19 protein-coding genes are annotated in these 23,085 nt (G+C 56.2%); 10 read left to right on the forward strand and 9 right to left on the reverse strand.

Annotation, left to right across the window (positions count from 1 at the left end; translation table 11 throughout):
* From EY643_RS05745 to EY643_RS05760, 4 genes are all read left to right on the forward strand, one after another.
* Complete coding sequence (locus EY643_RS05745; protein ID WP_152661296.1) at positions 1–1,737, forward strand: sodium:solute symporter family transporter; 1,737 nt, start codon at positions 1–3, stop codon at positions 1,735–1,737.
* Positions 1,734–2,558 (forward strand): hypothetical protein, encoded by an 825-nt coding sequence (locus EY643_RS05750; RefSeq protein ID WP_152661297.1) that lies wholly within the window; start codon positions 1,734–1,736, stop codon positions 2,556–2,558. Before EY643_RS05745 ends, EY643_RS05750 begins: the two co-directional genes overlap by 4 nt.
* A 3-nt stretch (positions 2,559–2,561) precedes the next feature.
* A complete protein-coding gene (locus EY643_RS05755) occupies positions 2,562–3,824 on the forward strand; it encodes an Nramp family divalent metal transporter (RefSeq protein WP_152661298.1) in 1,263 nt (420 codons plus the stop codon).
* A 65-nt stretch (positions 3,825–3,889) separates the two neighbouring features.
* Positions 3,890–5,866: a redoxin domain-containing protein gene (locus tag EY643_RS05760; RefSeq protein ID WP_240732834.1), complete on the forward strand. Its 1,977-nt coding sequence runs from the start codon at positions 3,890–3,892 to the stop codon at positions 5,864–5,866.
* Positions 5,867–5,899: 33 nt separating this feature from the next.
* Here EY643_RS05760 and EY643_RS05765 read toward each other — a convergent pair whose 3' ends face one another.
* Genes EY643_RS05765 through EY643_RS05775 form a run of 3 tightly spaced genes read right to left on the reverse strand, consistent with a single transcriptional unit; the run spans position 5,900 to position 8,697 of the window.
* Entirely contained in the window at positions 5,900–7,150 is a 1,251-nt protein-coding gene (locus EY643_RS05765) for an acyl-CoA dehydrogenase family protein (protein ID WP_152661299.1), read from the reverse strand.
* Between the two features lie 15 nt (positions 7,151–7,165).
* Positions 7,166–7,921 (reverse strand): SDR family NAD(P)-dependent oxidoreductase, encoded by a 756-nt coding sequence (locus EY643_RS05770; protein WP_152661300.1) that lies wholly within the window; start codon positions 7,919–7,921, stop codon positions 7,166–7,168.
* Between the two features lie 11 nt (positions 7,922–7,932).
* A complete protein-coding gene (locus EY643_RS05775; RefSeq protein WP_152661301.1) occupies positions 7,933–8,697 on the reverse strand; it encodes an SDR family oxidoreductase in 765 nt (254 codons plus the stop codon).
* A gap of 142 nt (positions 8,698–8,839) precedes the next feature.
* Here EY643_RS05775 and EY643_RS05780 point away from each other — a divergent pair, with 142 nt between their 5' ends.
* Both EY643_RS05780 and EY643_RS05785 read left to right on the forward strand, forming a co-directional pair.
* The gene (locus EY643_RS05780) at positions 8,840–9,739 is read left to right on the forward strand and encodes a LysR family transcriptional regulator (protein WP_152661302.1); all 900 of its coding nucleotides are present in this window, start codon (positions 8,840–8,842) and stop codon (positions 9,737–9,739) included.
* A 32-nt stretch (positions 9,740–9,771) separates the two neighbouring features.
* Positions 9,772–10,227 carry a YtoQ family protein gene (locus EY643_RS05785; protein WP_152661303.1) on the forward strand — a complete coding sequence of 152 codons (456 nt, stop codon included), beginning with the start codon at positions 9,772–9,774 and terminating at the stop codon, positions 10,225–10,227.
* Here the strand turns inward: EY643_RS05785 and EY643_RS05790 are convergent.
* The 3 genes from EY643_RS05790 to EY643_RS05800 all read right to left on the reverse strand — a co-directional run bounded on the left by EY643_RS05790 (position 10,202) and on the right by EY643_RS05800 (position 13,769).
* On the reverse strand, positions 10,202–11,344 hold the full coding sequence (locus EY643_RS05790) for an acyl-CoA dehydrogenase family protein (RefSeq protein WP_152661304.1): 1,143 nt from the start codon (positions 11,342–11,344) through the stop codon (positions 10,202–10,204). The two genes, EY643_RS05785 and EY643_RS05790, sit on opposite strands and share 26 nt — an antisense overlap.
* 88 nt (positions 11,345–11,432) lie before the next feature.
* Positions 11,433–13,133 (reverse strand): class I adenylate-forming enzyme family protein, encoded by a 1,701-nt coding sequence (locus tag EY643_RS05795; protein ID WP_152661305.1) that lies wholly within the window; start codon positions 13,131–13,133, stop codon positions 11,433–11,435.
* A gap of 6 nt (positions 13,134–13,139) precedes the next feature.
* A complete protein-coding gene (locus EY643_RS05800; protein ID WP_152661306.1) occupies positions 13,140–13,769 on the reverse strand; it encodes a TetR/AcrR family transcriptional regulator in 630 nt (209 codons plus the stop codon).
* A 117-nt stretch (positions 13,770–13,886) separates the two neighbouring features.
* Between EY643_RS05800 and EY643_RS05805 the strand changes: the two genes are divergently transcribed.
* A complete protein-coding gene (locus EY643_RS05805) occupies positions 13,887–15,071 on the forward strand; it encodes a hydroxymethylglutaryl-CoA reductase (protein ID WP_152661307.1) in 1,185 nt (394 codons plus the stop codon).
* On the opposite strand, the gene EY643_RS05810 is transcribed toward EY643_RS05805, so the two are convergent.
* Genes EY643_RS05810 through EY643_RS05820 form a run of 3 tightly spaced genes read right to left on the reverse strand, consistent with a single transcriptional unit; the run spans position 15,068 to position 18,738 of the window.
* Positions 15,068–16,021 (reverse strand): XdhC family protein, encoded by a 954-nt coding sequence (locus EY643_RS05810; protein WP_240732835.1) that lies wholly within the window; start codon positions 16,019–16,021, stop codon positions 15,068–15,070. The genes EY643_RS05805 and EY643_RS05810 overlap by 4 nt on opposite strands.
* A 12-nt stretch (positions 16,022–16,033) precedes the next feature.
* Positions 16,034–18,277 carry a xanthine dehydrogenase family protein molybdopterin-binding subunit gene (locus EY643_RS05815; RefSeq protein WP_152661309.1) on the reverse strand — a complete coding sequence of 748 codons (2,244 nt, stop codon included), beginning with the start codon at positions 18,275–18,277 and terminating at the stop codon, positions 16,034–16,036.
* Entirely contained in the window at positions 18,274–18,738 is a 465-nt protein-coding gene (locus tag EY643_RS05820) for a (2Fe-2S)-binding protein (protein ID WP_152661310.1), read from the reverse strand. The genes EY643_RS05815 and EY643_RS05820 overlap by 4 nt, the downstream gene beginning before the upstream one ends.
* A 163-nt stretch (positions 18,739–18,901) precedes the next feature.
* On the opposite strand from EY643_RS05820, the gene EY643_RS05825 reads away from it, so the two are divergent.
* Genes EY643_RS05825 through EY643_RS05835 form a run of 3 tightly spaced genes read left to right on the forward strand, consistent with a single transcriptional unit; the run spans position 18,902 to position 23,031 of the window.
* Positions 18,902–20,635, forward strand: a complete 1,734-nt coding sequence (locus tag EY643_RS05825) for an N-acyl-D-amino-acid deacylase family protein (RefSeq protein ID WP_152661311.1) — start codon at positions 18,902–18,904, stop codon at positions 20,633–20,635.
* A gap of 24 nt (positions 20,636–20,659) precedes the next feature.
* Positions 20,660–21,781: a DUF1214 domain-containing protein gene (locus EY643_RS05830; protein WP_152661312.1), complete on the forward strand. Its 1,122-nt coding sequence runs from the start codon at positions 20,660–20,662 to the stop codon at positions 21,779–21,781.
* The gene (locus EY643_RS05835) at positions 21,781–23,031 is read left to right on the forward strand and encodes a sulfotransferase family protein (protein ID WP_152661313.1); all 1,251 of its coding nucleotides are present in this window, start codon (positions 21,781–21,783) and stop codon (positions 23,029–23,031) included. Before EY643_RS05830 ends, EY643_RS05835 begins: the two co-directional genes overlap by 1 nt.
* Positions 23,032–23,085: the final 54 nt, after the last annotated feature.

Genomic DNA, 23,085 nt, shown 5'->3' on the forward strand with positions numbered 1-23,085 from the left:
ATGATCTACGAGTATTTGGTCATCGGGGGCTACTTCCTACTCATCGTGGGGATCGGCTTCACATTCAAGCGCATGGCCAGGCAGTCCACCAGCGACTATTTCCGCGGTGGCGGTCGCATGCTCTGGTGGATGGTGGGCTCCACGGCGTTCATGATGCAATTTTCGGCATGGACTTTCACCGGCGCGGCGGGTAAGGCTTTCTCCGATGGTTTTGCTGTCTGCCTTGTGTTTCTGGCCAATACGTTTTCCTATTTCTGTGGCTGGGCCTATTTTTCCCATCGCTTCCGCCAAATGCGGGTCGATACTCCCACGCAGGCAATCAAGCGCCGGTTCGGCGACCAGAACGAATTGTTTTTCGCCTGGGCATTGATCGTGTTTGCCCTGATCAATGCCGGTGTGTGGCTGAATGCGTTGGGCGTATTCGCCAGCGCGGTGTTTGATGCTGATATCGGGCTTACCATTATCATTACCGGCCTGACCGTGGTCTTTGTATCGGTAATGTCTGGAGCCTGGGGCGTTGTCGCTTCAGACTTTGTCCAGACACTCGTGGTGGCCGTGGTCTCGATAGCTTGTGCGATCGTTGCTTTGGTTAAGGTTGGGGGGCCAGTGGAACTGGTTACCAATTTCCCGTCCGGCTTCATGTTGGGCCCCGATATGAATTATCCGCTGTTGCTCGTAGGCACGTTTGTGTTCTTCCTGGCGAAACAACTCATCACCATCATGAATCTCAATGATTCCTTTCGCTTTCTCAACGCGAAAGACTCGGAAAACGCGCGCAAAGCGTCTTTGCTGGCGATGGGCCTGATGGGCGTGGGGAGCATTATCTGGTTTATTCCGCCCTGGGCATCTGCCATTTTGTATCCCGATGCCGCAGCGGCGTATCCTGAAATGGGGAACAAAGCTGGCGATGCGATCTACCTCGTGTTTACCCGGAACGCCATGCCGCTTGGTACGGTGGGTCTGCTTCTCGCCGGCCTTTTCGCCGCCTCCATGTCGTCGATGGATTCAGCGCTGAACAAAAATGCGGGCATCTTTGTCCGCAGTGTCTACCAGCCCTTTCAGCTCAGAAGAGGCCGAGAGGTCGCCGACGAAAGATTGCTTGGCTGGAGCCGCCTCGTTAGCTTTGGCAGTGGCCTGATCGTCATCGCCATGGCCCTGTTTTTTAAATCACTCAAGGAACTCAGTCTGTTCGACCTGATGATGTCGGTGTCGGCTATGGTGCAGGTGCCATTGCTGATTCCGTTAATCGTCGGGCTCTTTGTCAGAAAGACGCCATCATGGGCACCCTGGGTGACCGTGCTGTTGGGCCTGTCTGTATCGTGGTTTATGAGTGAAGTGTTTGTGCCCCAGACATTCGCGGATATTGCGGGCATGGGTGAACTCACTTCCCGGGAAGCCTCTGACGTTAAGCTCATGCTAACGCTCGCTGCACATGTCTTTGTAACAGCGGGATTTTTCTGCCTGACCTCAATTTTCTATACCGAAGAGCGAGATCGCTATGTCGAGCAGCGTGAGAGCTTCTTTGTCGATTGGGAAACGCCAGTGATTGCCGATGATGCTCAGGACGAATACGACCGTCAGCAGCGCAGCAAACTGGGTACCATGGTCGCTATTATGGCCCTGGGCGTATTGCTGATGACCTTGATACCCAACCCACTGTGGGGAAGGTTCGTATTTTTGTGTTGTGCCATGGCCATAGGGACGGTGGGCGTTCTGCTGAAGAGGAGTGCTCGATGAAGCAACAGTTTTTGCTGCTATTTATGGGTCTATTTACTTTCCAAACTGTATCGGCGCTGGCTCAGGTCGAACTTGACCATGGCACGGATGAGTCGGCGGGCGGTGGTTCTGCCTATATCGTCACCACGCCGGCGGCGACCTACTATCTTGAGAAAGAGGGAGGAGGCCTGTCGAGTGTGCTCGATAGGGACGGCGTGGATTGGTTGGGATTTCACGCCCAGCCCGGGTCCGGCTGGAGAGGCGAATACCGTGGCTTTCCCAACGCGATTCATCGGCAAGATGGTAATTATTTTCATGCGATGAATGCTGGCACCGACCCTTCGAGTTCGGTTGTGGACGTGGAATCCCCAGCGCATGTTCGCATCACATTTACTTCAGACAACGGCAAGTGGCAGGGGCAGTGGGACTTCTATGCCGACCGCTGTGATTTCACCATGAGCAGGGTCAGTCCCGGTTACAGGTACTGGGTGCAGTATGAGGGGGTTCCGGGCGGAGAAATGGATGTAACCGATTACTGGTACGCATCTGTCGATACTGAACGTCACCCCATCGAGGAATCCCATATCGGTGACCTGCCCGCGCCTGAGTGGATGGCCTTCGGTGACGCCAGCTCGCCCCGCATGCTCTATGTGTTACATCATGAGGATGACGACTATCCTGACGACTATGTTAGCCGGCCCTATATGACTGTGCTCGGTTTTGGGCGTAGGGAGAAGGGGAAGTACCTGGATACCGTGGAGACTTTTTCCATTGGCTTTGTTGAATCGACCAAGCACGCTGCATTGGCGCAGGCCATGGAAAAAATACTGGATACCCAATAGCCTATGAAACCATCGATCGGAGAGAAATTCAGCAAGGCCCTGGCACTGTTCCTTCCGGGAATATTCTTACTGGGTTTCAATATAGGTACTGGCAGCGTTACCGCGATGGCGAAGGCCGGGGCGACGTATGGCATGTCGCTGCTCTGGACTATCGTCGCGTCATGTCTCACCACGTTCTTTATGATTTCGCTTTATGGCAAATTCACGCTTGTGACGGGAGAGACTGCGCTGCAAGCGTTCCGCAAGTATATACACCCGGCTGTCGGTATCTTTTTTATCGTTGCACTCACCGCCGGCGTCGCGGGTAGCGTGATGGGCGTGATGGGGATTGTTGCGGACATCTGTTACGAGTGGTCGAAAACTGTTGTCGACGGCGGAGTTGCGCCTGTATGGTTCGCGGCCTTCTTTATTGCCCTGGTTTATTTCATCTTCTGGGGAGGCCGGACTCAGGTTTTCGAGCGCTCCCTGGCAGTCATCGTGGCTGTTATGGCAGGCTGCTTTATCCTGAATTTCTTCATTCTGATGCCGCCGCCTGTCGATATTTTTATGGGTCTTATACCTAACCTCCCGGATGTGCCGGCGGATGCAGGGAAAGGGCCCTTTCTTGTCATAGCCTCAATGGTGGGAACTACGGTATTTGCAGGCCTGTTTATCATTCGCACCACGTTGGTAAAGGAGGCAGGCTGGGGGATAGAACATCTTCGACAGCAACGCAGCGATGCTCTGCTGGCAGTCGTTCTGATGTTTGTGATCAGCGGGTCCATCATGGCGGCTGCCGCCGGGACGCTGTATGCCGAGGGCATCGGGCTCTCGAGTGCGTCCCAGATGATTACCCTGCTGGAGCCGCTCGCCGGGCCGATTGCTGTGAGTATTTTTGCGCTTGGTATCGTGGCGGCGGGAGTGTCATCGCAATTTCCCAATGTGTTGATGCTGCCCTGGTTGTTGTGTGACTACAACAATACGGAGCGGGATATGACACTGCCCCGGTATCGCGTTATTGTTTTGCCGATCTCCCTGCTGGGTCTGGTGGTTCCCATATTTGAAGCCAGGCCGGTGTTGGTCATGATTGTTTCTCAGGCATTCAATGCGACTATCCTGCCTGCGACTGTGGCCTGTATTTTCTATCTAGGCAATCGGAAAGACCTGATGGGCGAGCACAGGAATTCGGCCTTGGATAATGTCTTCCTCACCGCCATTCTCGTGTTTTCGGTTGTCACTTCTTTCCTCGGGATGCGGGGGGTATGGCAGCTAGTGCAGGGCCTGTAGGCCCGCCCGAAATGAATTAAATCCATGTAATGCACTGATGTTAAATGGAGTTTTGGGTATATTTAGTGCCCATAGCCCTCCATCAGGATATGAACATGCTCCCCTCGCGTTTTTCGGCCCTATTAATACTGTTCGCCGTCGTGTTAGCGGTGCCTGCCAGCGCCCAGAGCATGCGCGTGGACGATTTCGTTTTGCTCGACCAGCACGGCCAAGCCCATCGTATGCACTATCATCAGGACGCGTCGGCCATTGTGCTGATTGTGCATGGCAATGGCTGCCAGATAGTGCGTTCAACACTGCCCGACTACAAAGCTTTGCGAGACAAATACGCGGCACAAGGCGTGCAGTTCGCGATGATCAACAGCAATCTGCAGGACAATCGAGAGAGTATTGCAGCTGAGGCAGCGGAGTGGGAGATAGATTTCCCGATTCTGGTGGATGAGACTCAGGATATCGGGCGTTCCCTGGCTCTGACCCGCACGGCTGAGGTGATTGTCGTCGACCCGAAGACATGGCGCATTGTGTATCGCGGCGCGATCAATGACCGCGTGCATTACGAGCGGCAGAAAGACAAGGCCCAGCAGCATTACGTGGCGGACGTTCTCGATGCAATGATCGCAGGCGACGCGCCAGCATTCTCCGAGATGCAGTCTCCCGGCTGTATTGTAAATATTCCAGAGCAGCAGGCCGCGGTCAGTTATAGCGAAACTATCGCGCCTTTGTTGATCGAAAAGTGCGCGTCCTGTCATGTCGAAGGCGGAATTGCGCCTTGGGCGATGTCTGAGTACCGGATGATTCAGGGCTTTGCGCCAATGATTCGCGAAGTATTGCGTACCCGGCGTATGCCACCGTGGCATCTGGATCCTGCCGTGGGGGAGTGGCAGCACGACGGGGGCTTGTCGAATGAAGAGCGCACAACGCTGATGGCCTGGCTGGAAGCGGGTGCCCCCCGTGGTGAAGGTGCCGATCCATTATTAGAAGTTCCGCCTCGGGAAAACGTCTGGACCCTGGGGCAACCGGACCTCGTTATTGAAGTGCCTGCTTTCGCTGTGCCGGCGACCGGCACGGTTGAATACCAGTTCCCGCAGGTGGCCAATCCGCTGAAGGAGGGTGCTTGGGTGGTCGCGGCCACGGTTATACCTGGCGATGCCCAGGCTGTGCACCACGTGTTGCTGGGTACAGTCGATGAGAAGATTGATGGGGAGCGCGCGGATGAAGAGGATATCTTCGAGAACTACATCATGGGCTATGCGCCGGGCAATGAGAGCGCCTTTATGCCTGAGGGCACCGGTGTCTATGTTCCCCCCGGGGCCTACTATACATTTCAGATGCACTACACACCTTACGGCAAGGCCTCAACTGATGTGACTCGAGTGGGGCTCTACTTTGCCAAAGAGGCTCCGGAGCAATTCCTGCGCCAGGAAGTGGTGGTAAACCCTGCGATTCTGATTCCGCCGCACGCGGCTGATCATGAAGAAGTAGCGACGGTGCGCTTTTATCACGATGCGACCCTGTATGCGCTAACCCCTCACTCACACTATCGCGGCAAAAGCTCCACTTTCGAACTGATCTATCCGGACGGGCGCGAAGAGCTGATTCTTTCAGTGCCCAACTACGATTTTAACTGGCAGCGCACCTACAATTTTGTCGAGCCCAAGCAGGTGCCCGCTGGTACGCGTATTGTGCACCGAACGATCTACGATAATTCGGCCAATAATCCGGGTAACCCGGATCCTGAGGCAGAGGTATCCTGGGGCCTGCAGAGTGAAGAAGAGATGCTTTACGGCTCTGTGAGCTACGCCTGGACCGACGAAAAAGTCAGTGCCCCGATTCATGACGATCTGCGCTCAGGCGTCTCCCAGTGGGTGGGATATCTGGATCAGAATCTTGATGGCAAAGTTCAGCGCAGTGAAATGCCGGAGCGACTTCGCAAGAATATTGGGCTCAAGTGGATTTTTCTCGACAAGAACTTCGACGGCGGTCTGGACTACGACGAAATGGAAGCCATGATCAGGCGCCGCCAGGAAAAGAAAGACGGGTAGGTCGCCCCCCGCAAAGCAGGGGGCAGATGGTGTTTAGTCGCGCAGTGGCGGGGTGAGATAGGCGGCCGTGGCACCGAGGTTCTCGCGGCTAGCCTTAATTTCCATGCGCGCAATACCCTGCAGATGGACCTCGTCGGGGCCATCGGCGAAGCGCAGTGCCCGGCCCATGGTGTAGATATCTACCAGCGGAGTATCGGGGCTCAGGCCCATGGCGCCGAACACCTGCATAGCGCGGTCGCTGACTCTGCATAACAGTTGCGCCGCCATCACTTTAATCATGGAAATTTCACGCCTTGCTTCCTTGGCGCCCACGTTGTCCATCATCCATGCCGCCTTCAGGACCAGTAGCCGGGTTGATTCGATTTCCATGCGGGACTGGGCAATGGACTCAGCCACACTGCCGTGCTGGTGCAGGAATTTTCCAAAAGTTTTCCGCTCCTGGGCGCGTTCAGTCATCAACTCCAGACAGAGCTGGGCGGCACCGATGGCGCGCATGCAGTGATGAATGCGGCCGGGCCCAAGGCGGGCCTGGGCCAGGGCAAAGCCCGAGCCTTCTTCACCGAGCAGGTTGCTAACCGGTACGCGCACATCCTTAAACACAATTTCGCAATGGCCTTCACGGGAGTGGTGATTCATTACCGTCGGATTGCGCAGTATTTCCAACCCGGGCGTGCCGTTCGGCACTAGAATCATGCTCTGTTGCTTGTGTACGTTCTCGTTGTCTGGATCGGTCTTGCCCATCACGATAAAAAATTTGCAATCGGGCCGTGCGGCATTGGAGATGAACCACTTGCGGCCATTGATGACATACTCATCACCCTCGCGACGCATTAGCGTGGTGATGTTGGTCGCATCGGAGGAGGCCACGTCCGGCTCAGTCATGGCAAATGCTGAGTGAAATTCACCATTGAGCATTGGGTTCAGCCACTGCTCACGCTGTTCCTCCGTGGCGAACATGTGTAGCAGTTCCATATTGCCGGTATCAGGGGCGTTGCAGTTGAACACTTCAGGTGCCCAACCGATACGGCCGGTGAGCTCGGCGACAGGAGCGTATTCAAGGTTGGTGAGGCGAGTGCCGGGCTCATCGTCTTTCAGGTGCGGCAGGAACATATTCCAAAGCCCTTCTGACTTGGCGAGCTCGCGCAGGTCTTTGAGGAAAGAGATTTCGTAGCCCTGGTGCGCTTCCTCGTTGAACTGACGGATGCGGGGTACGACGTGCTCTTCCATAAACGCGTTGACGCGCGCCACCATTTCCTGGGTTTTCGGGGAGTATGAAAAATCCATGATTGTTCCTCTTGTTTAGAAGGCCGAGACACCGCCGTCCACGGCGATAGTCTGGCCAGTCATATAAGTGTTTTTGGGGTCGATCAGGGTCAGCATGACATCGACCATTTCTTCAGGAGTGCCCAGGCGTTTCATCGGGCAGCGTTTTGCCAGTACGTCCCGCGTGCCCTGGTCAGCCACATTGGTCACCATGGGTGTAGGGCTGAAGAAGGGGCAGATCGCGTTTACACGCACGTTTTTGTCAGCGTACTCCGCCGCGGCGGTTTTGGTCAGGCCGACAACGGCGTGTTTGGCGGCGCAGTAGGCACCCAGCAGAGGTGCAGCGCCTAGCCCTGCCATGGAGGCGACATTGAGCACGGTGCCGCCGCCCTGCGTGAGCATCTGTCTGATCTGGTGCTTCAGGCCAAAGAATACACCCTTGGCATTGACCGCGAGGTTGAGGTCGTACTCATCCTCTTCCACGTCGATCAGTGCTTTGAAGCTGCCGCTGATGCCGGCATTGTTGACGGCAATGTCCAATCGTCCGAACGTTTCGACAGCCAGGTTAACCAGCCCGGAAACCTCCGCTTCACTACTGACGTCGCAGCGCACGGTGACGACTTCAGTCCCTGCTGATCGCAGTGTTTCAGCCTGCGCCTGCAGTGCTTCTGTGTCGAGATCGCCAAGTACCAGTTTGGCGCCTGCCGCGCCGAGCTTCTGCGCGAGTAGTTGGCCAAAGCCACCGGCTGCGCCGGTAATCAGAACGACCTTGTTGTCAAAGTTATCAGCCATATTGGGGGTCCTTACAGGGTGAGTCCGCCGTCTACCACGATACATTCACCCGTGGTGTAGCTGGACGCATCGGACACCAGGTAGAGCACCGTGCCAGCCATCTCCTCAGGTTCTGCATGGCGTCCCATTGGAATGCTTTTGATCGCATGGTCGTAAATGTCATCATTGGTAAACAGTGCGCCGGCGAACTTGGTCTTGGTCAGGCCAGGCAGCAGGGCGTTGCAGCGGATGCCCAGCGGGGCGCATTCCTTGGCAAAGGACTTGGTCATGTTTATCACGGCCGCTTTGGTGATGCTGTAGATGCCCTGCATGGGCCCTGGTTGCAGGCCGTTTACAGATGCGGTGTTGACGATAGCGCCGCCGCCCTGTTCGCGCATCAATTTCCCTGCCTCTATGGACATGAAGAAGTAACCGCGAACGTTGACGTCAACGGTCTTGTTGTAGGCACCCAGGTCGGTGTCGAGGATGTGGCCAAAGTAGGGGTTTGTAGCGGCATTGTTGACCAGAATGTCGAGCCTGCCGTGGGTATCTTTGATGGTTGCGAAGGTAGCTGTGATGGCTTCCATATCGCCGACATGACACGCCAGGGCCTCGGCGGCTCCCCCCTTGGCAGTAATGGCATCTGCCACTGTCTGGCAATCGTCGATTTTGCGGCTGGAAACAATGACATGGGCGCCATGGCTGGCTAGCAGGTGGGCAATGGCTTCGCCGATGCCACGACTGGCGCCGGTGACCAGTGCGATTTTGCCGGAGAGATCGAAAATGTCGCTGCTCATGATGAGGTCCTCGAGTAGTGGCTTGTTGATAGTGTCTTGTTCATAGCAGCAGAGAGCATAGCCAACGCTCAAGTATTATTGAAATTTATTGGGTTAATGCTACTGTATAAGATCTATCAATAACGAAGTTTGCCCTGTTGTCATGCGCCTTAATCGCGTTGATCTCAATCTTTTTGTGGTACTCGATACGATCTATACCGAGCGCAACCTTACTCGTTCGGCTGAAGTGTTGTGCGTAACCCAGCCCACCGTCAGTAATGCCCTGGCGCGCCTGCGCAAGAGCTTCAATGACGAACTGTTTATCCGTTCGCCCAAAGGTATGGTGCCAACCCCCCTGACTGAAAATATTATCGGCCGGGTTCGGGAGTCATTGCAGATGCTGGAGACGTCGGTGTTGGAAGGCGATGTATTTGCCCCCGCGTCCTGTGATCGCACGTTTCAGCTGAGTATGAATGACGATACGGCGGCCACGCTGCTGCCGGAACTGATGGAGACGCTCGCCCAGCAAGCGCCAGCGATGTCACTGCAGAATTACCTGATTCGCAGGCGGGACCTGTTTTCGGCCCTGGCTTCCGGGCAGCTTGATCTGGCGATCGATGTGATCGGCCGGGCTGACCCCCAGCTGTGTCACGAGCCGCTATTCAAGGAACGTTATGTCTGCTTGGTCCGTCATGATCACCCAGAGTTGGGCGACAGTATCAGCCTGGAGAAATATCTCTCGATGGGGCACGTGCACGTTAGTAGTCGACCTTCCGGGCTAGGGGTCGTGGACGCCGAGCTCAATCGCCTGGGTTATCAGCGCGATATTAGGCTGCGCATGCAAAATCACTACACGGCGCCGGAGGTGGTGAGCCGTACCGATCTACTGCTGACCGCTCCCAGCCACTGGGCACACCGGACATCGCTAAAAGCACTGGAGTTGCCGCTGGTGCTCCCGGGTCTTCAACTGAACCTGATCTGGCATCGCAGCGCCGACAATGATCAGGCGAGTCGCTGGCTGCGGGAGAGGGTGATAGAAGTGTACAAAAACCTTAGTCGGTAAATCTTTAGTTCAAAAATCTGGGAGAGAACAACATGACTTGGCTCGTATATCTATCGGGGGAAATCCATAGTGACTGGCGTGAACAAATTATTGCCGGGAGCAACTCGCTAGGCCTGCCGGTGAACTTCGTGTCACCGGTGACCGATCATGCGGCAAGTGATGCTGCCGGCGACGTGTTGGGCGGCGAAGAAAAGAGTTTCTGGCGCGACCACAAGTCTTCCAAGGTAAATGCTATTCGTACCAAGACGCTGATCGAGAAAAGCGATCTGGCGGTCATTCGTTTCGGAGACAAGTACAAGCAGTGGAATGCTGCCTTTGATGCGGGCTATTGCGCTGCCCTGGGTAAACCCTACATCACGCTGCACGACGAAAGCATCATACACCCGCTTAAAGAGGTAGATGCCGCGGCAATGGCCTGGGCGGAGGAGCCCGCCCAGGTGGTGGAGATACTGCAATATGTGGTCAGTTCAGGCGGCTCCGACCGATGATCAGTTTCATGACCTCACTGGTGCCGCCATAGATGCGCTGTACCCGCGAATCAGCGTAGGCTCGAGCGATGGGGTATTCCCACATAAAACCATAGCCGCCGTGCAACTGCAGGCACTGATCCAGCACCCGGCCCTGTAACTCGGTGGCGTGAAGCTTGGCTTTGGCGGCGGTAACCGGGTCAAGCTTTCCATCGAGATGCAGTTCGAGGCAGCGGTCAATAAATACCCTGCAGACGCTGATTTCAGTGTCCATTTCTGCGAGTTTGAACTGGGTATTCTGGAAGTCAGCAATGCTTTTTCCAAAGGCCTTGCGCTCTGAGACATACTCAGTCGTGTAGTCCAGGGCAGTTTCTGCGCTGGCGATACCGACTTCGGCAATCTGCAGCCGCTCCTGCGGTAATTCCTGCATCAGATAGACAAAACCCTTGCCTTCTTCGCCGAGCAAGGCGTTGCCAGGCACACGTACATCATTGAAAAAGAGTTCCGATGTGTCCTGGGCTTTCATGCCCAGCTTGTCCAGATTGGTCCCTTTCTCGAAACCGGGTGTGTTGGCTTCGACCAGGAAAAGGCTGGTGCCCGCTGCGCCTTTGCTTGGGTCGGTTTTTGCGACAACCACCACCAAATCAGCATGTTGACCATTGGTAATAAAGGTCTTCGAGCCGTTGATGATGAAGTCATCGCCATCGCGAATGGCCGTCGTCTTTATGCCTTGCAGGTCGGATCCTGCGCCGGGCTCAGTCATTGCGATTGCCGTGACTATCTCCCCTGAGATACAGCCAGGAATATACTTCTCCTTTTGTTCCTCGCTGCCAAAGTTCAGGATATAGGGTACCGAGATGTCGCTGTGCAGAGACCAGCCGATTCCCGTGTGGCCTCCCCGGGCGACCTCTTCATTGATAATGGAGTTATAGCGATAGTCCACGCCTACACCGCCGTATTGCTCCGGAGCGCCGGGGACGAGGAAACCCTGTGCGCCGGCCTTTTGCCATAGTGCCTTGTCTACCTGGCCGGCCTTTTCCCACGCCTGGTGATAGGGTTCTACTTCGGTTTCGAGAAACTTACGTACGCTCTCGCGAAAGAGTTCGTGTTCTGGTTCGTAAACGGTTCTGGGTATCATGGTTCTTCCTGAAATAGCTGTGTTTTAATTGTTGGGCGCGGCCGACGCGCTGTGCTGCAGAGAAAAATGTTGCAAGCTGCAGCCGCCATTAGCTTGCATTTTCGACAGCAAGTGACGATTGCAGCTCCCGCTTCATGAATTTGCCAGTAGCGTTGCGCGGCAGTGGTGTGTCGGTGATCCAGATATATTTGGGAATCTTGAACGGGGAGAGATGATCTTTGCAGAACGCTCGCAGTTCACCTGCGCTAAAACTGGCTCCGGTTTCAGGCACAATTGCTGCGCCTACTTCCTCACCCAGGCGTTCATCGGGCACTGAAAATACCGCGCACTCGGCAACACCGGGAAACTTGAACAGCACTGTTTCTACCTCGGAGCAGTAGATGTTTTCGCCGCCGCGCAAGACCATGTCTTTGGCGCGATCTACCAGATAAACGAAGTCGTCTGCATCAACATAGCCAATGTCGCCAGTGCGTAGCCAGCCATCGACAATAGTTTCTGCGGTGGCGTCCGGGCGATTGAGGTAGCCCTTGATGACCTGGATGCTGCGCAGACAGATTTCACCTATTTCACCGGCAGGTAATGCGTTGCCCTCGCTATCGATAGCGCAGACTTCACAGGTTGGGACGATGCGCCCTGCTGCACCGGGTTTGTCGCTCAAAAAGACACCCAGGCTGCTTGCGACCAGGCCGCAGGTTTCGGTGAGCCCGTAGCCCTGGGCTGGCAGCGCGCCTCGTCCTCGTTCAGAGACTTTGTCTACGAGGTCGGCCTGAACCGGTGCTCCGCCACCGCCAAACATTGCCATACTGGACGTGTCGCGGGTGGCGAAATCGGGGTGGGCAATCATTTCTCTGGTCATGACGGGCACACTGCTAAACGTTGTGATCTTCTCTTCCTCAATAATTCGCAGCGCTTCGCCCGCATCCCATTTGTACATGTGCACCAGCTTGCCGCCGAGGAAGGTCTGCGCCTGGGCCGCGCAGTTGTTGGTTGTGACGTGGAATAGCGGTGCGGCGATGATTGTCGCCGGGCTGGTCGCGGCAGGTGGCATAGGATCATTGCCTTCTTTCTCGCTCAGTTTTCCTACGGCGTTGAGCTGGCTCAGGTTGCTGAACAGTGTGCTCAGCACATTGTTCGTGCACCCTTGGTGAGTTAGCTGGGCGCCCTTGGGTTTGCCTGTTGTTCCCGACGTATAGAAAATGCATGCGTCGTCATCGGGATCGATCTCGACTTCAGGCAACTCCGCGGGCGCAGACAGGAGTGTTTCCCACGGAGTGGCCCAGGCCGGTGTTTCACAGCGCGTAGTGACGACTTTCATGTCGGGAAACGCGTCACGTATTTCCTCGAATCTTTCGAGGCGCTCCTGGTCACAGATGAGCAAGGAGGTTTGGCTGTCGGCGAGGCCATACTTGAGTTCTTCCGGCACCCACCACGCGTTCACGCCCACAGAAGTGGCGCCTGCGCAGGCGATAGCCCAGTAGCTGAGCATCCATTCCGGATAGTTGCGCATAGCGATAGCGACCTTGTCGCCTGGGCCCACGCCATTGGTGTGTAGCCAATTGGCTATACGGGCGACTTGCTCGTGGGCCTGCGCGTAGGTCAGTCGTTCGTTCTGGTAAACCAGGTAGTCTTTGTCGCCGTGCCCGGCAGACGACAGCCAGAAGTCACGCAGATTTGCCGGCGCGTGGGTCCATGCTTTCAGGGTCTGTCCGCGCACTTCCGTTTCTGTGATAGCGAACATCTGGTCGGGCGCGGTGAGTTCATCGATGGTCTGCTGCAGTATGTCGTACATGGTTTCTTAGTTTCCTTTGGGGTCCAGCTGTTGCCACAGCATAGTGGCAGTTGAGTCACACAGCTTTTTCAGTGAGGTGTTGTCGGTGAATACGCCGTCCAATGATAGACGGCTAATGCCATGCAGGGTGCCCCAATACATCTGGGAAAACTGTACGGTATCGAGATCTTGTGCAATCAGGCCGCGCTGTTGTCCGCGCTTGAGGCGCTCGATGTCCTGTCGCAAAACGCTCCTGGCCTTGGTTTTGAGTGCGGGTGTCAGATCTTCCGAGCGCCAAAATTCGCCGGCGAACATCAAGTCGTAGTATTCGCGGTGGCTGCGAGCAAAATCGAGATATGCCTTCACCATGGCGCGGGTGATGGCTTCGCCTCCCTTGTCGCGACTGAGGTCGCGCGCATTCTTCATGCTCTGGTTAAAGCGGGTGAAGCCATCCTCAGCGACGGCGCAGAGCAACGATTGCTTGTTCTTGAAATGATTGTAGGGGGCCGTGCGGGAAACGCCCAGCTTGGCGGCGAGAGTCCGCAGGGAGAGGGCTTCTTCACCTTCCTCGCGAAGAATGCGGGCGGTCTCGTCCAGCAGCGCCTGTTTCAGGTCGCCGTGGTGGTAGTTTCTTTTGCTCGCGGCTTGCGCACTCACGATGCAGGCGTCTCCATCTCTGGGGGATTGGGCAAACTATCATTCAATATTGACACCGTCAATATATGAAGCTATGGTCTGTCTCGGAATATTGACACTGTCTATATTGAGGCCGATATGAGTAACAAAATACCCCGTAACAGCGAGAATGATTTCAGCGCCGAGATCATTGCCGAGCGTCAGAACTTTCTCGAGGAGAAGACTGGTGCAGAATTGAATCACACGAAGCAATTCTCCTTTGATCCTGCCAGCATGGATGGCAACTGTGAGCATTTGTTTGGCGTGGCACAGGTGCCAATTGGTGTCGCTGGGCCATTGCTGGTAAATGGCGAGCATGCCCAGGGTGAGTTCTACGTGCCTATGGCAACGATTGAAGGCACCCTGATTGCCAGCTACAACCGCGGCATGCGGGTCATTCGCGAGAGCGGCGGTGTGACAACGACGGTTTGTGGTGAGGCGATGCAGCGTGCGCCGGCATTCCTGTTTCGCAATGCGCGCGAGGCGCGCGATTTCTCGCTCTGGCTGAAAGACAACTTCGATCAGGTCAAGGCTCAGGCGGAGGCCACAACCTCAGTGGGTAAGCTGGTCGAGATCGAAAGTTATGTGTTCCATAATTGGGTTAATACGCGTTTCAATTACACTACGGGCGATGCTGCGGGTCAGAACATGACGGGTCGTGCCACCTATATGGCGTGTGAGTGGATTCAGCAGCAATATCCCACCCTGCGCCACTACATGCTTTCGTCTAACTTTGATACTGAGAAGAAACCCTCTGCAGTCAATTCCCTTGGCGGGCGGGGCAGGCGGGTCACGGCCGAGCTGACGATTCCACGCGAGGTGCTGCAAAATCTGCTGCGAATTACGCCTGAGCAAATGGCGTACGGCCAGCAGATCAGCCTGATGAGTTCGTATATCGCCGGTTCGTCCAGCAATGCCGCTCACCCGGTAAACGGCCTCGCGGCAATGTATATCGCCACGGGCCAGGATGCCGCCTGCGTCGGCGAGGCGGCGCAGAGCACCGTTTATTGCTATGTGACTCGCAGCGGTGATCTGAGTTTCTCGATAACCATGCCGGCACTCGTCATGGCGAGCTACGGTGGCGGTACCAGTCTCGGTACCCAGCGGGAGTGTCTGGAATTAATGGGTTGTTATGGCAAGGGTAAGGCCTACAAATTGCTCGAGATTGCCGCCGGCACTGTGGTCGCTGGAGAGCTGTCACTAGGTGCAGCTACCAGGAGAGATAAGGATACGGGTAAAAACGAGTGGGTGGATGCCCATGAAACGCTGGGTCGGAATCGCTAAGGGGCTTCCGAAACAGAGCCGCGGCGGAGCTGGGTCAGCTCCGCCATTATCGCCACCGCAATTTCCAGTGGCGTTTTGCTGCCTATGGCGAGCCCCACCGGTGCATGCAGTTTGGCAATGGCACTCTCATCGAGCTCAAGTGCCCGCAGTCTCCGTAAACGCTTCTCTGTGGTTCTTTCCGAGCCCAGCGCGCCGACATACCATGCGTCGGTATTCAGTGCTTCCATCAGCGCCATGTCGTCGATGCGGGGATCGTGGGTAAGTGTGATGACGATTGAAAAACTGTCGGCGGCGTGGGCGCGCACAATGTCGTCGGGCATGCCTTGCAGCAGTGGTACTTCAGGGCCCATCCATTGGTTTAGTGTGGCCTGGCGCGTGTCGGTCACCAGCACCTCGTAGTCCATGGCCAGGGCGAGTTCGGCCAGAGATTGAGCCAACTGGCCCGCCCCCACCAACAGCATGCGCATTTTGGGGCCAAAACATTGACGCAAACTGTCAGTGTCCTGCATCAAGTGGGTAAAGTGTTCAACGTGGGCGGTTTCTGTAGCCCCCGTCTCGAGATTAAGGCGCCGTTCGATGCAGTGCCTTTGTTGGATAGCGGCCACAGCTTTCTCGATCCAGGATATATCCGTCTGGTCAAGCTGCTGCACCAATACGAATAATCTGCCGCCGCAGGGCAGGCCCAGTTTTTCGTTGTCCTCGGGGCTAACACCGTATTCGACGATTTGCGGTTTTTTCCGGTCGATTTTTCCCTGCTGTATGCGCTCGAGCAGGTCTTCCTCCACGCATCCGCCTGACAGGGATCCCACCTGTTCTCCACTGGCAAGGCAGCAGAGCATTGAGCCCACCGGGCGCGGGGAGGAGCCAACGGCCCGCACAATCGTGCACAACCAGGGTGACAGATCCTCGCCGCACCAGTGACGGCTGCGCTCGAGGATGTCCAACTCCATTGTCCGCATCGTTCAGACGCTGAAGGTTTTGTTAAACGGAAACTCGCGGATGCGCTGGCCGGTTGCGGCAAATATGGCATTGGCAATACTCGGCGCTACCGGCGGTACGCCGGGTTCACCTACCCCGGCCGGCAGTGCATCGCTGGGTAGTATGTGGGTTTTTATTATCTGTGGTGTCTGATTGATGCGCGCTACCGGATAGTCGTGGAAGTTGGACTGCACTGCCTGGCCGTTCTCGAACGTGATTTCTCCCATCAGTGCGAGACTCAGGCCAAATATCATGGCGCCTTCCATCTGGGAGTGTACCCGGTCTGGATTGACCACGGTGCCGGCATCGATAGCGGTGTGCATCTCCAGTACGGATAGACGACCGTCTTTCACTTCCACCTTGCAGACCACTGCCACATAGGCAAGGAAACTGCGTGCCGCGGCAAGCCCCCAGCCCTGACCTGCGGGCAATTTTTCGTCCCAGGCCAGAGTGTTGGTGAGGCGGGTAATCACGTTTTTGAAGCGCCCGGTGTCGTAAGGGTAGTCGTCGAGGCTGCGGCCGTAGTTGCTGAACTCCAGGCCTTCCTGTTCGAATGTGAGATGGCGGTCCTCGCCAATACTCTCCAGCCAGAAGTCACGCGGGTTTTTTCCGGCGGCATGCGCCAGTTCATCCATGAAGGAGCCGACACCGAAGGCATAGGGAATGTTGTAGACCGAGCGCAGCCAGCCGATGCGCATATGTGCCGGCGCTTTGTGGCTTTCGATGCGCAGGTTGGGAACGGCGAAGGGGATAGTGCCGAAACTCTGGCCCAGGGAACCAGCCCCCTGGATATCGGCATCGGCGTTGAATATTGACGCGATAGGTGGAGTGGCTTCTCGCGCCAGCCAAGCGGATAGCGCACCGTCGCGATCGAGACCGCCCTTGAAGTACTGGGCCGAGCAGGAGTGAAAGTAATCCTGATGGATGTCATCTTCACGTGTCCATATGACCTGTACTGGCTTGCCGGCGGCTTTGGCAAGTAGAGCCGCTTCCACACTGAAATCTGGTTTGGATTTGCGGCCAAAACCGCCGCCCAACAGGGTGACGTGAACTTTTACCTGGTCTTGGTCCAGCCCTAGCGCGGCGGCGACGGTGCGCTGCGTAGACTGCGGTGTCTGGGTGCAGGCCCAGATTTCACAAATGCCATCATGGATATGGGCGGTGGCCATCGGTGGCTCCATGGGGGCGTGGGCGAGGTAGGGTGCCTTATAGGTTGCTTCGATCGACTTGTCCGCTGCGGCCAGTGCTTTGTCGGTATCGCCGCGCTCGCGTTGGACCACCCCGGGGCCGCTGCTCACTTTTTTCGCCAGGCCATCGATGTAGCTAGCGGAGTCGTAGGAGGCGTGATCGCCGAGGTCCCACTGCACGTCCAGCTGCTCCCGACCGTGCATTGCCGAGTAAGTATCCCGGGCTAAAACAGCCACGCCCTCGAGGGCATTATAGGCTGATGGAAGCGGGCTGCCGTCGATCTTGACCACATCCACCACTCCAGCCACTTTTTTTGCCGCCGCTTCATTGAAGCTTTTGGCTTTGCCTTGCAGTGCCGGCGTTCGCTCAATACTGGCAAAGAGCATATCGGGTATGCGCACATCCACGCCGTAGGTGGTGCGGCCAGTGCACATGTCGTCCAGGTCAACTATGGGTACGCTTTTGCCGATATATTGGAAGTCCTGCTTATCCTTGAGATTGAGACTGTCCAGTTCGGGCATGTCTTGTTGTGCTGCAGCCACCGCCAATTCACCGAAGCTGAGCGAGCGTCCATCCCGGTGGTAGACCTTGTGTTCTTTCGCTGAAACGTCACTGGAATCGGCGGACCAGCGCTCTGCGGCGGCCTGCTCCAGCATGTGTTTCGCCGCTGCGCCCATCTGCCGCATGATGTGGTAGAAGTCGCGGATCGAGCGAGATCCGTCGGTATTCTGGCTGCCGTAATCGGCATTGGCGAGTCCCTGGATGACTTTCACCTGGTTCCAGTCAGCCTCCATTTCGTCGGCGACGACCTGGGGCAGGCTGGTGCGGATACCGGTGCCCATCTCCGAGCGGTGAGCGATGATCTCAACGACACCGTCAGTCCCAATGCTCACGAACAGGTTTAAGGGCTTACCTGCAGGCTCGTCGAGTACGCTGGCCAGGGCGGTGCCAGTCAGGCTGCCCATGAGTACCACGCCTGAACTGGCGAGCCCGGTGAGTTCGAGGAAGCGACGGCGTGTAATAGTCTGGATGTTGTTCATGATTTGTCCCCCTTCAGTTCGCCCGCTGCTTGCTTGATCGCCGCGCGGATACGGGGGTAAGTGCCACAGCGGCAGATATTGCCGGACATGGCGGCGTCGATGTCGCCGTCGGAAGGCGCGGCATTGCTTGCCAGCAGGGCGGCAGCGGACATGATCTGCCCCGACTGGCAGTAACCACACTGGGGCACATTGTTGTCTTTCCAGGCTCTCTGCACGGGGTGAGAGGCGTCTACCGCGAGGCCCTCAATGGTTACTACGCGTTTGCCTTGCGCGGCTGAGACCGGGGTTGAGCAACTGCGAATGGGATTGCCATCCAAGTGGACAGTGCAGGCACCGCACAGGCCCTTACCGCAACCAAATTTAGTGCCGGTGAGGCCTGCGTGGTCGCGCAAAGCCCATAGCAGTGGCATGTCGGGGGAGACGTCCAGGGTGTGAAGCTGGCCATTGATGTTGAGTTGCATGGCGTATATCCGTAGGTGAGGGTTACTGTGGGCTTTGCTGTGGTGCGAATTATAGTACTTTGCGCCTGTTAAGCGATGCTGATTGTGGTGATTTGGTTGCGTGCAGGTGGTGTTGTGCCTAACGTGTAGTCAGACACTAAATAAAGATAAAGAGGTAGTCGCAATGTACGACCTGATTATTCGCAATGGCCGTATTGTAGATGGCACCGGCCAGGATGCCTTCATGGGTGATGTGGCGGTAAAAGATGGCGTGATCGCCGCCATCGGTCGAGTAGAGGGCGATGCGGCCCGTACTATCGATGCAGCTGGCAAAATCGTCACGCCGGGCTGGGTGGATGTGCACTCCCATATGGATGGTCAGGCCACCTGGGATCCCCTGTGCAGCCCGGCAGCCAATCACGGTATTACAACTCTGGTGATGGGAAACTGCGGTATCGGTTTTGCGCCCTGTAAACCCAATGATCAAGCGCGCGACCAACTGGTCTCGGTAGTGGAAGACGTTGAGGATATTCCAGGCTCGGCCCTGCATGAGGGTATTGAGTGGAACTGGGAAACCTTCCCTGAGTATCTCGATGAACTGGAAAAGTTTCCCCGCGCCGTGGATGTGGCGGCCCAGGTGCCGCACTGTGCGGTGCGCACCTACGTCATGGGTGATCGCGGTACACACAATGAACAGGCGACCCCCGAAGATGTGACGCAAATGGCGGACATCGTTAGAGAGGGCATTGAGGCTGGCGCACTCGGTTTCACTACTTCGCGTACCGAACTACACACCACGCGGCTGGACGAGGTGATGCCAGGCACTTACGCCGACGAGAACGAATTGCTGGGCATTGGCAAATCCATTGGGGAAATCGGCAAGGGCATCTATGGCCTTGTGTCCGACTTTGCCAACTGGGAAGAGGAGATGGACTGGATGAAGCGTTTGTCCATCGAGAACAACTGCAAGGTGAACTTTGTACTGTTCTTCCGGGAAGAGGAAGACTGGCCGCGAGTGCAAAAGCAGCTGGCTTATGTGCGCGAAGCGCGCAAAGAGGGTGCTCAGCTCATTCCACATGTAGGCGCCCGGCCCGTGAATATCCTGTTGAGCTGGGAGGGCACGATCAATCCCTTCAGTTTTAATCCCAGCTACGCCGAGCTCTCCATCCTGCCGGATGATGAGCGCTTGCAGCGCTTGCAGGATCCGGCTGTGCGCGCCGCTATTCTGGCGGACGAGCCGCCGCTTATGGGCGACGAGTTCATGGATACCATTATTGCCGGTTGGGACAAGCTCTATGAGCTGGGTACGCCGCCAAATTACGAACCCGCTCCCGAAGAGTCTATCGCTGTTCGAGCGAAGCAAGCCGGTGTTGAGCCGGCGGCTTACGCCTTTGATGTGATGATGAAACGAGGCGGCAAGAACGTCCTGTTCTTCCCCTGTTTCGGCTACAGTGCCAACGACCTCAGTCGACAGGTTGAGATGCTGGAAGACCAGGACTCGGTAATCAGCCTGGCGGATACCGGCGCTCACTGCGGCGTCCTGTCAGACGCCAGTGTGCCAACCTACCTGCTGTCCTATCTCACTCGCGATCGCACGCGAGGTAAACGCTTCGATCTTGAGTGGGCAGTGAAACTGCATACACACGACACAGCTCGCTGTGTCGGCCTCGAGGATAGAGGCACACTGGAAGAGGGGATGAAGGCCGATATCAATGTGATCGATTTCGATGCTCTACAAGTGCATGCCCCCGAGATTGTGCACGACCTGCCCGCCGGCGGGCGTCGCGTGTTCCAGGGCGCGGATGGCTATGAGGCCACAATTGTCAGCGGCCAGGTCATTATGGAAAAAGGTGTGGCGACCAGTGCCCGTCCGGGCAAGCTGATCCGCGGCACCCAGCCTAGCCCTGTTGCAGCCTGAAGATTGGCTGCTGGAGTACCAGCGATGACGATAAAAACGGAATCCCGCGCTGCGTTGCGCGAGTTGATTGACACCCTGGAAGAAATTGACTCGCGTTGGGCGAGTGAAGAATGGAACCTGTTCTCACAGGACGATGTGGTGGGAGCTCACCGAAACCTCATGCATTTGCTCGAAGGTGGCCTGGTTGGCCATTTCGAATACGATGCCATGAACCCTCAGTTTCGGCGCATTGTGACACCCTCGCGCAAGTTCACTGGCGACAATGCCGATGCCTTGTACTTCGATGCCCCTGTCAGCGAAGAGGGTCAGTACCGCGTTGTGGGTGAGATGGACGGTGCCGTTTATGTTTCCATCACGATCGAAACCGGGACTGAAACTGGTTGTATGGGTACCGGGACTGCCGGTGTTATCAATAGTGAAATGTTCGACATCGTCGATGGCCGCTTCGAACTTTTTCTGGGCGGTGAACCGCGAGGGAAAAACTGGTTAGGGCTTGAAGATGCGTCGCGGATCACTGTCCGCTACTACTGGGAAGAGCTGCAATCCGTCGCCGCCGACCTCAGCCGTGAACCCAGGATATTCATTGAGCCGTTACACGAGGTGCCGCCGGCACCAGCCCCCAGTGATAAGAGTGTTGCCGCAGGTATGCGCCGAGTGAGCGAATTTGTGCGAGCACGCACGCTTGGTATTGTGCCTATGGCGCAGCGCGAACAACCTGCCTTTGTCAGCATTGTCCCCAATGATTTTCCTCCGCCGGTCAAGCCCGGTGACTTTGCTCTGGCAGCGTTTGATGCGGCTTATTCTATGGCCCCCTATTATCTGGATGACGACCAGGCGTTGGTTATCAGTGGGCGTTGGCCCGAGTGTAAATTCGCTAACGTTGTCCTGTGGAACCGTTTCCAGCAAAGCTACGATTTCACTACGCGCCAGATATCTCGAAATCGCAAGCAGACCCAACTGGAGGCCGATGGCAGTTTTCGTTTGGTAATTGCCCACCGCGACCCGGGGGTGCCGAACTGGATTGACACCCAGGGAGTATCGCTAGGGCTGGTCTTTTGGCGCTTCATGTTGCCCGCAGGCGACATCGAAACACCCCGTGCAGAGGTCGTAAGTTTTGCCGAAATTGCCGCAGCGGGACCCGCCTGATGGCAGACCCGGTTCGAATTACCGATCTTGGCCAGCCAGACCAAACAAAATTTTGTCAGGAAGTGATCGCAGCCACTAGCGAGGTTGTAGCAGATATCACGGTAGAGGCGGTATATCGTGAGGCCGGATCACAGCTGGGCGACACGCCTGTCTACCGTGACGCTGGTGTGTTGGAGCGCCTGAATATTATTTGCACCGCGATGGATGCCGATGCTGATTTGTCTTCTCTCGGACGCATCACCAACCAGGCAATACTCGTGCGATACCTGGTGCAGCGCAGTCGTCTCGAAGCGCTGTATTTCCAGCATCCGGAGATAGATGATGTGGTTATTGAAAAGCCCATCGTTATTGCCGGGCTGCCCCGCAGTGGCACAACCCACCTGTTGAATCTGATTTCATGTGACCAGCGTCTTCGCAGTTTGGCTTACTGGGAGTCACTGGAACCCATACCCACTGAGCAAGATCGAGCCGTCGTCGGTGAAGATCCGCGCGTCCAGCGCTGCCGCGACACACAGCTGTTGCAAGATCAGATGATTCCTTTATTCAAGAATATGCACGAGATGACACCCGAGCATATTCATGAGGAAATTGAGCTGATGGGCATGGACTTCTCGATGGTCTTGTTTGAGAACTACGCTCTTGTGCCGGCCTGGCGAGATCACTATCTCGCCCACGACCAGACTCCGCATTACGAATTTCTCAAGCGCGCCTTGAAAGCTTTGCAGTGGCTGCGAGGCCCGCAGCGCTGGATTCTCAAGTCGCCTCAGCATATGGAGCAGTTGGGCCCGCTCAGTAAAGTATTCCCGGATGCGACATTCGTGTTGCCACACCGCGATCCAGTTTCTGTGATCGCCTCTATGCTGACTATGCAAACCTATGTCAGCAGAATTAGCCGTGACCCGGTTAGCCCCGAAGAGATCGGCCACTACTGGCAAGATCGATTGCTGCGGATGCTGCGGCAGTGCGTGCAGGATCGCGATTTACTGCCGTCCGCACAAGCGCTGGATCTTTACTTTGACGACATCACCAGCGATGCCCTGGGTGCCGTAGAGCGTATCTACAGCTTGGCAGATATTCCCCTCGATGAGGAAACACGCGCTGCAATGCTCAGCTATATCCGGAAAAATCCACGAGGCAAGCACGGGCAGATCCAGTATGACCTCAAGGATGATTTCGGCATTGATGAGCATGAACTTGGACAAAAGTTGGAGTTCTACTACCAACGATTCCCAGTACGCAGGGATAAGTAATAAATGATCAAGCTGGGCGTTGACAGAAATGGCCCGGCCCTTTAAAACAAAATA

Origin of the sequence: Halioglobus maricola (genome assembly GCF_009388985.1) — a bacterium.
Classification (GTDB): domain Bacteria; phylum Pseudomonadota; class Gammaproteobacteria; order Pseudomonadales; family Halieaceae; genus Halioglobus; species Halioglobus maricola.

Excerpts from the sequence above, each read along its gene's own strand:
- EY643_RS05790 (WP_152661304.1), bottom strand. The coding sequence starts at position 11,344 with ATGATACCCAGAACCGTTTACGAACCAGAACACGAACTCTTTCGCGAG.
- EY643_RS05770 (WP_152661300.1), bottom strand. The coding sequence starts at position 7,921 with ATGGCTGATAACTTTGACAACAAGGTCGTTCTGATTACCGGCGCAGCC.
- EY643_RS05795 (WP_152661305.1), bottom strand. The coding sequence starts at position 13,133 with ATGTACGACATACTGCAGCAGACCATCGATGAACTCACCGCGCCCGAC.
- EY643_RS05830 (WP_152661312.1), top strand. The coding sequence starts at position 20,660 with ATGACGATAAAAACGGAATCCCGCGCTGCGTTGCGCGAGTTGATTGAC.
- EY643_RS05765 (WP_152661299.1), bottom strand. The coding sequence starts at position 7,150 with ATGGATTTTTCATACTCCCCGAAAACCCAGGAAATGGTGGCGCGCGTC.
- EY643_RS05825 (WP_152661311.1), top strand. The coding sequence starts at position 18,902 with ATGTACGACCTGATTATTCGCAATGGCCGTATTGTAGATGGCACCGGC.
- EY643_RS05745 (WP_152661296.1), top strand. The coding sequence starts at position 1 with ATGATCTACGAGTATTTGGTCATCGGGGGCTACTTCCTACTCATCGTG.
- EY643_RS05780 (WP_152661302.1), top strand. The coding sequence starts at position 8,840 with ATGCGCCTTAATCGCGTTGATCTCAATCTTTTTGTGGTACTCGATACG.
- EY643_RS05835 (WP_152661313.1), top strand. The coding sequence starts at position 21,781 with ATGGCAGACCCGGTTCGAATTACCGATCTTGGCCAGCCAGACCAAACA.
- EY643_RS05815 (WP_152661309.1), bottom strand. The coding sequence starts at position 18,277 with ATGAACAACATCCAGACTATTACACGCCGTCGCTTCCTCGAACTCACC.
- EY643_RS05820 (WP_152661310.1), bottom strand. The coding sequence starts at position 18,738 with ATGCAACTCAACATCAATGGCCAGCTTCACACCCTGGACGTCTCCCCC.
- EY643_RS05785 (WP_152661303.1), top strand. The coding sequence starts at position 9,772 with ATGACTTGGCTCGTATATCTATCGGGGGAAATCCATAGTGACTGGCGT.
- EY643_RS05810 (WP_240732835.1), bottom strand. The coding sequence starts at position 16,021 with ATGGAGTTGGACATCCTCGAGCGCAGCCGTCACTGGTGCGGCGAGGAT.
- EY643_RS05755 (WP_152661298.1), top strand. The coding sequence starts at position 2,562 with ATGAAACCATCGATCGGAGAGAAATTCAGCAAGGCCCTGGCACTGTTC.
- EY643_RS05775 (WP_152661301.1), bottom strand. The coding sequence starts at position 8,697 with ATGAGCAGCGACATTTTCGATCTCTCCGGCAAAATCGCACTGGTCACC.
- EY643_RS05750 (WP_152661297.1), top strand. The coding sequence starts at position 1,734 with ATGAAGCAACAGTTTTTGCTGCTATTTATGGGTCTATTTACTTTCCAA.
- EY643_RS05805 (WP_152661307.1), top strand. The coding sequence starts at position 13,887 with ATGAGTAACAAAATACCCCGTAACAGCGAGAATGATTTCAGCGCCGAG.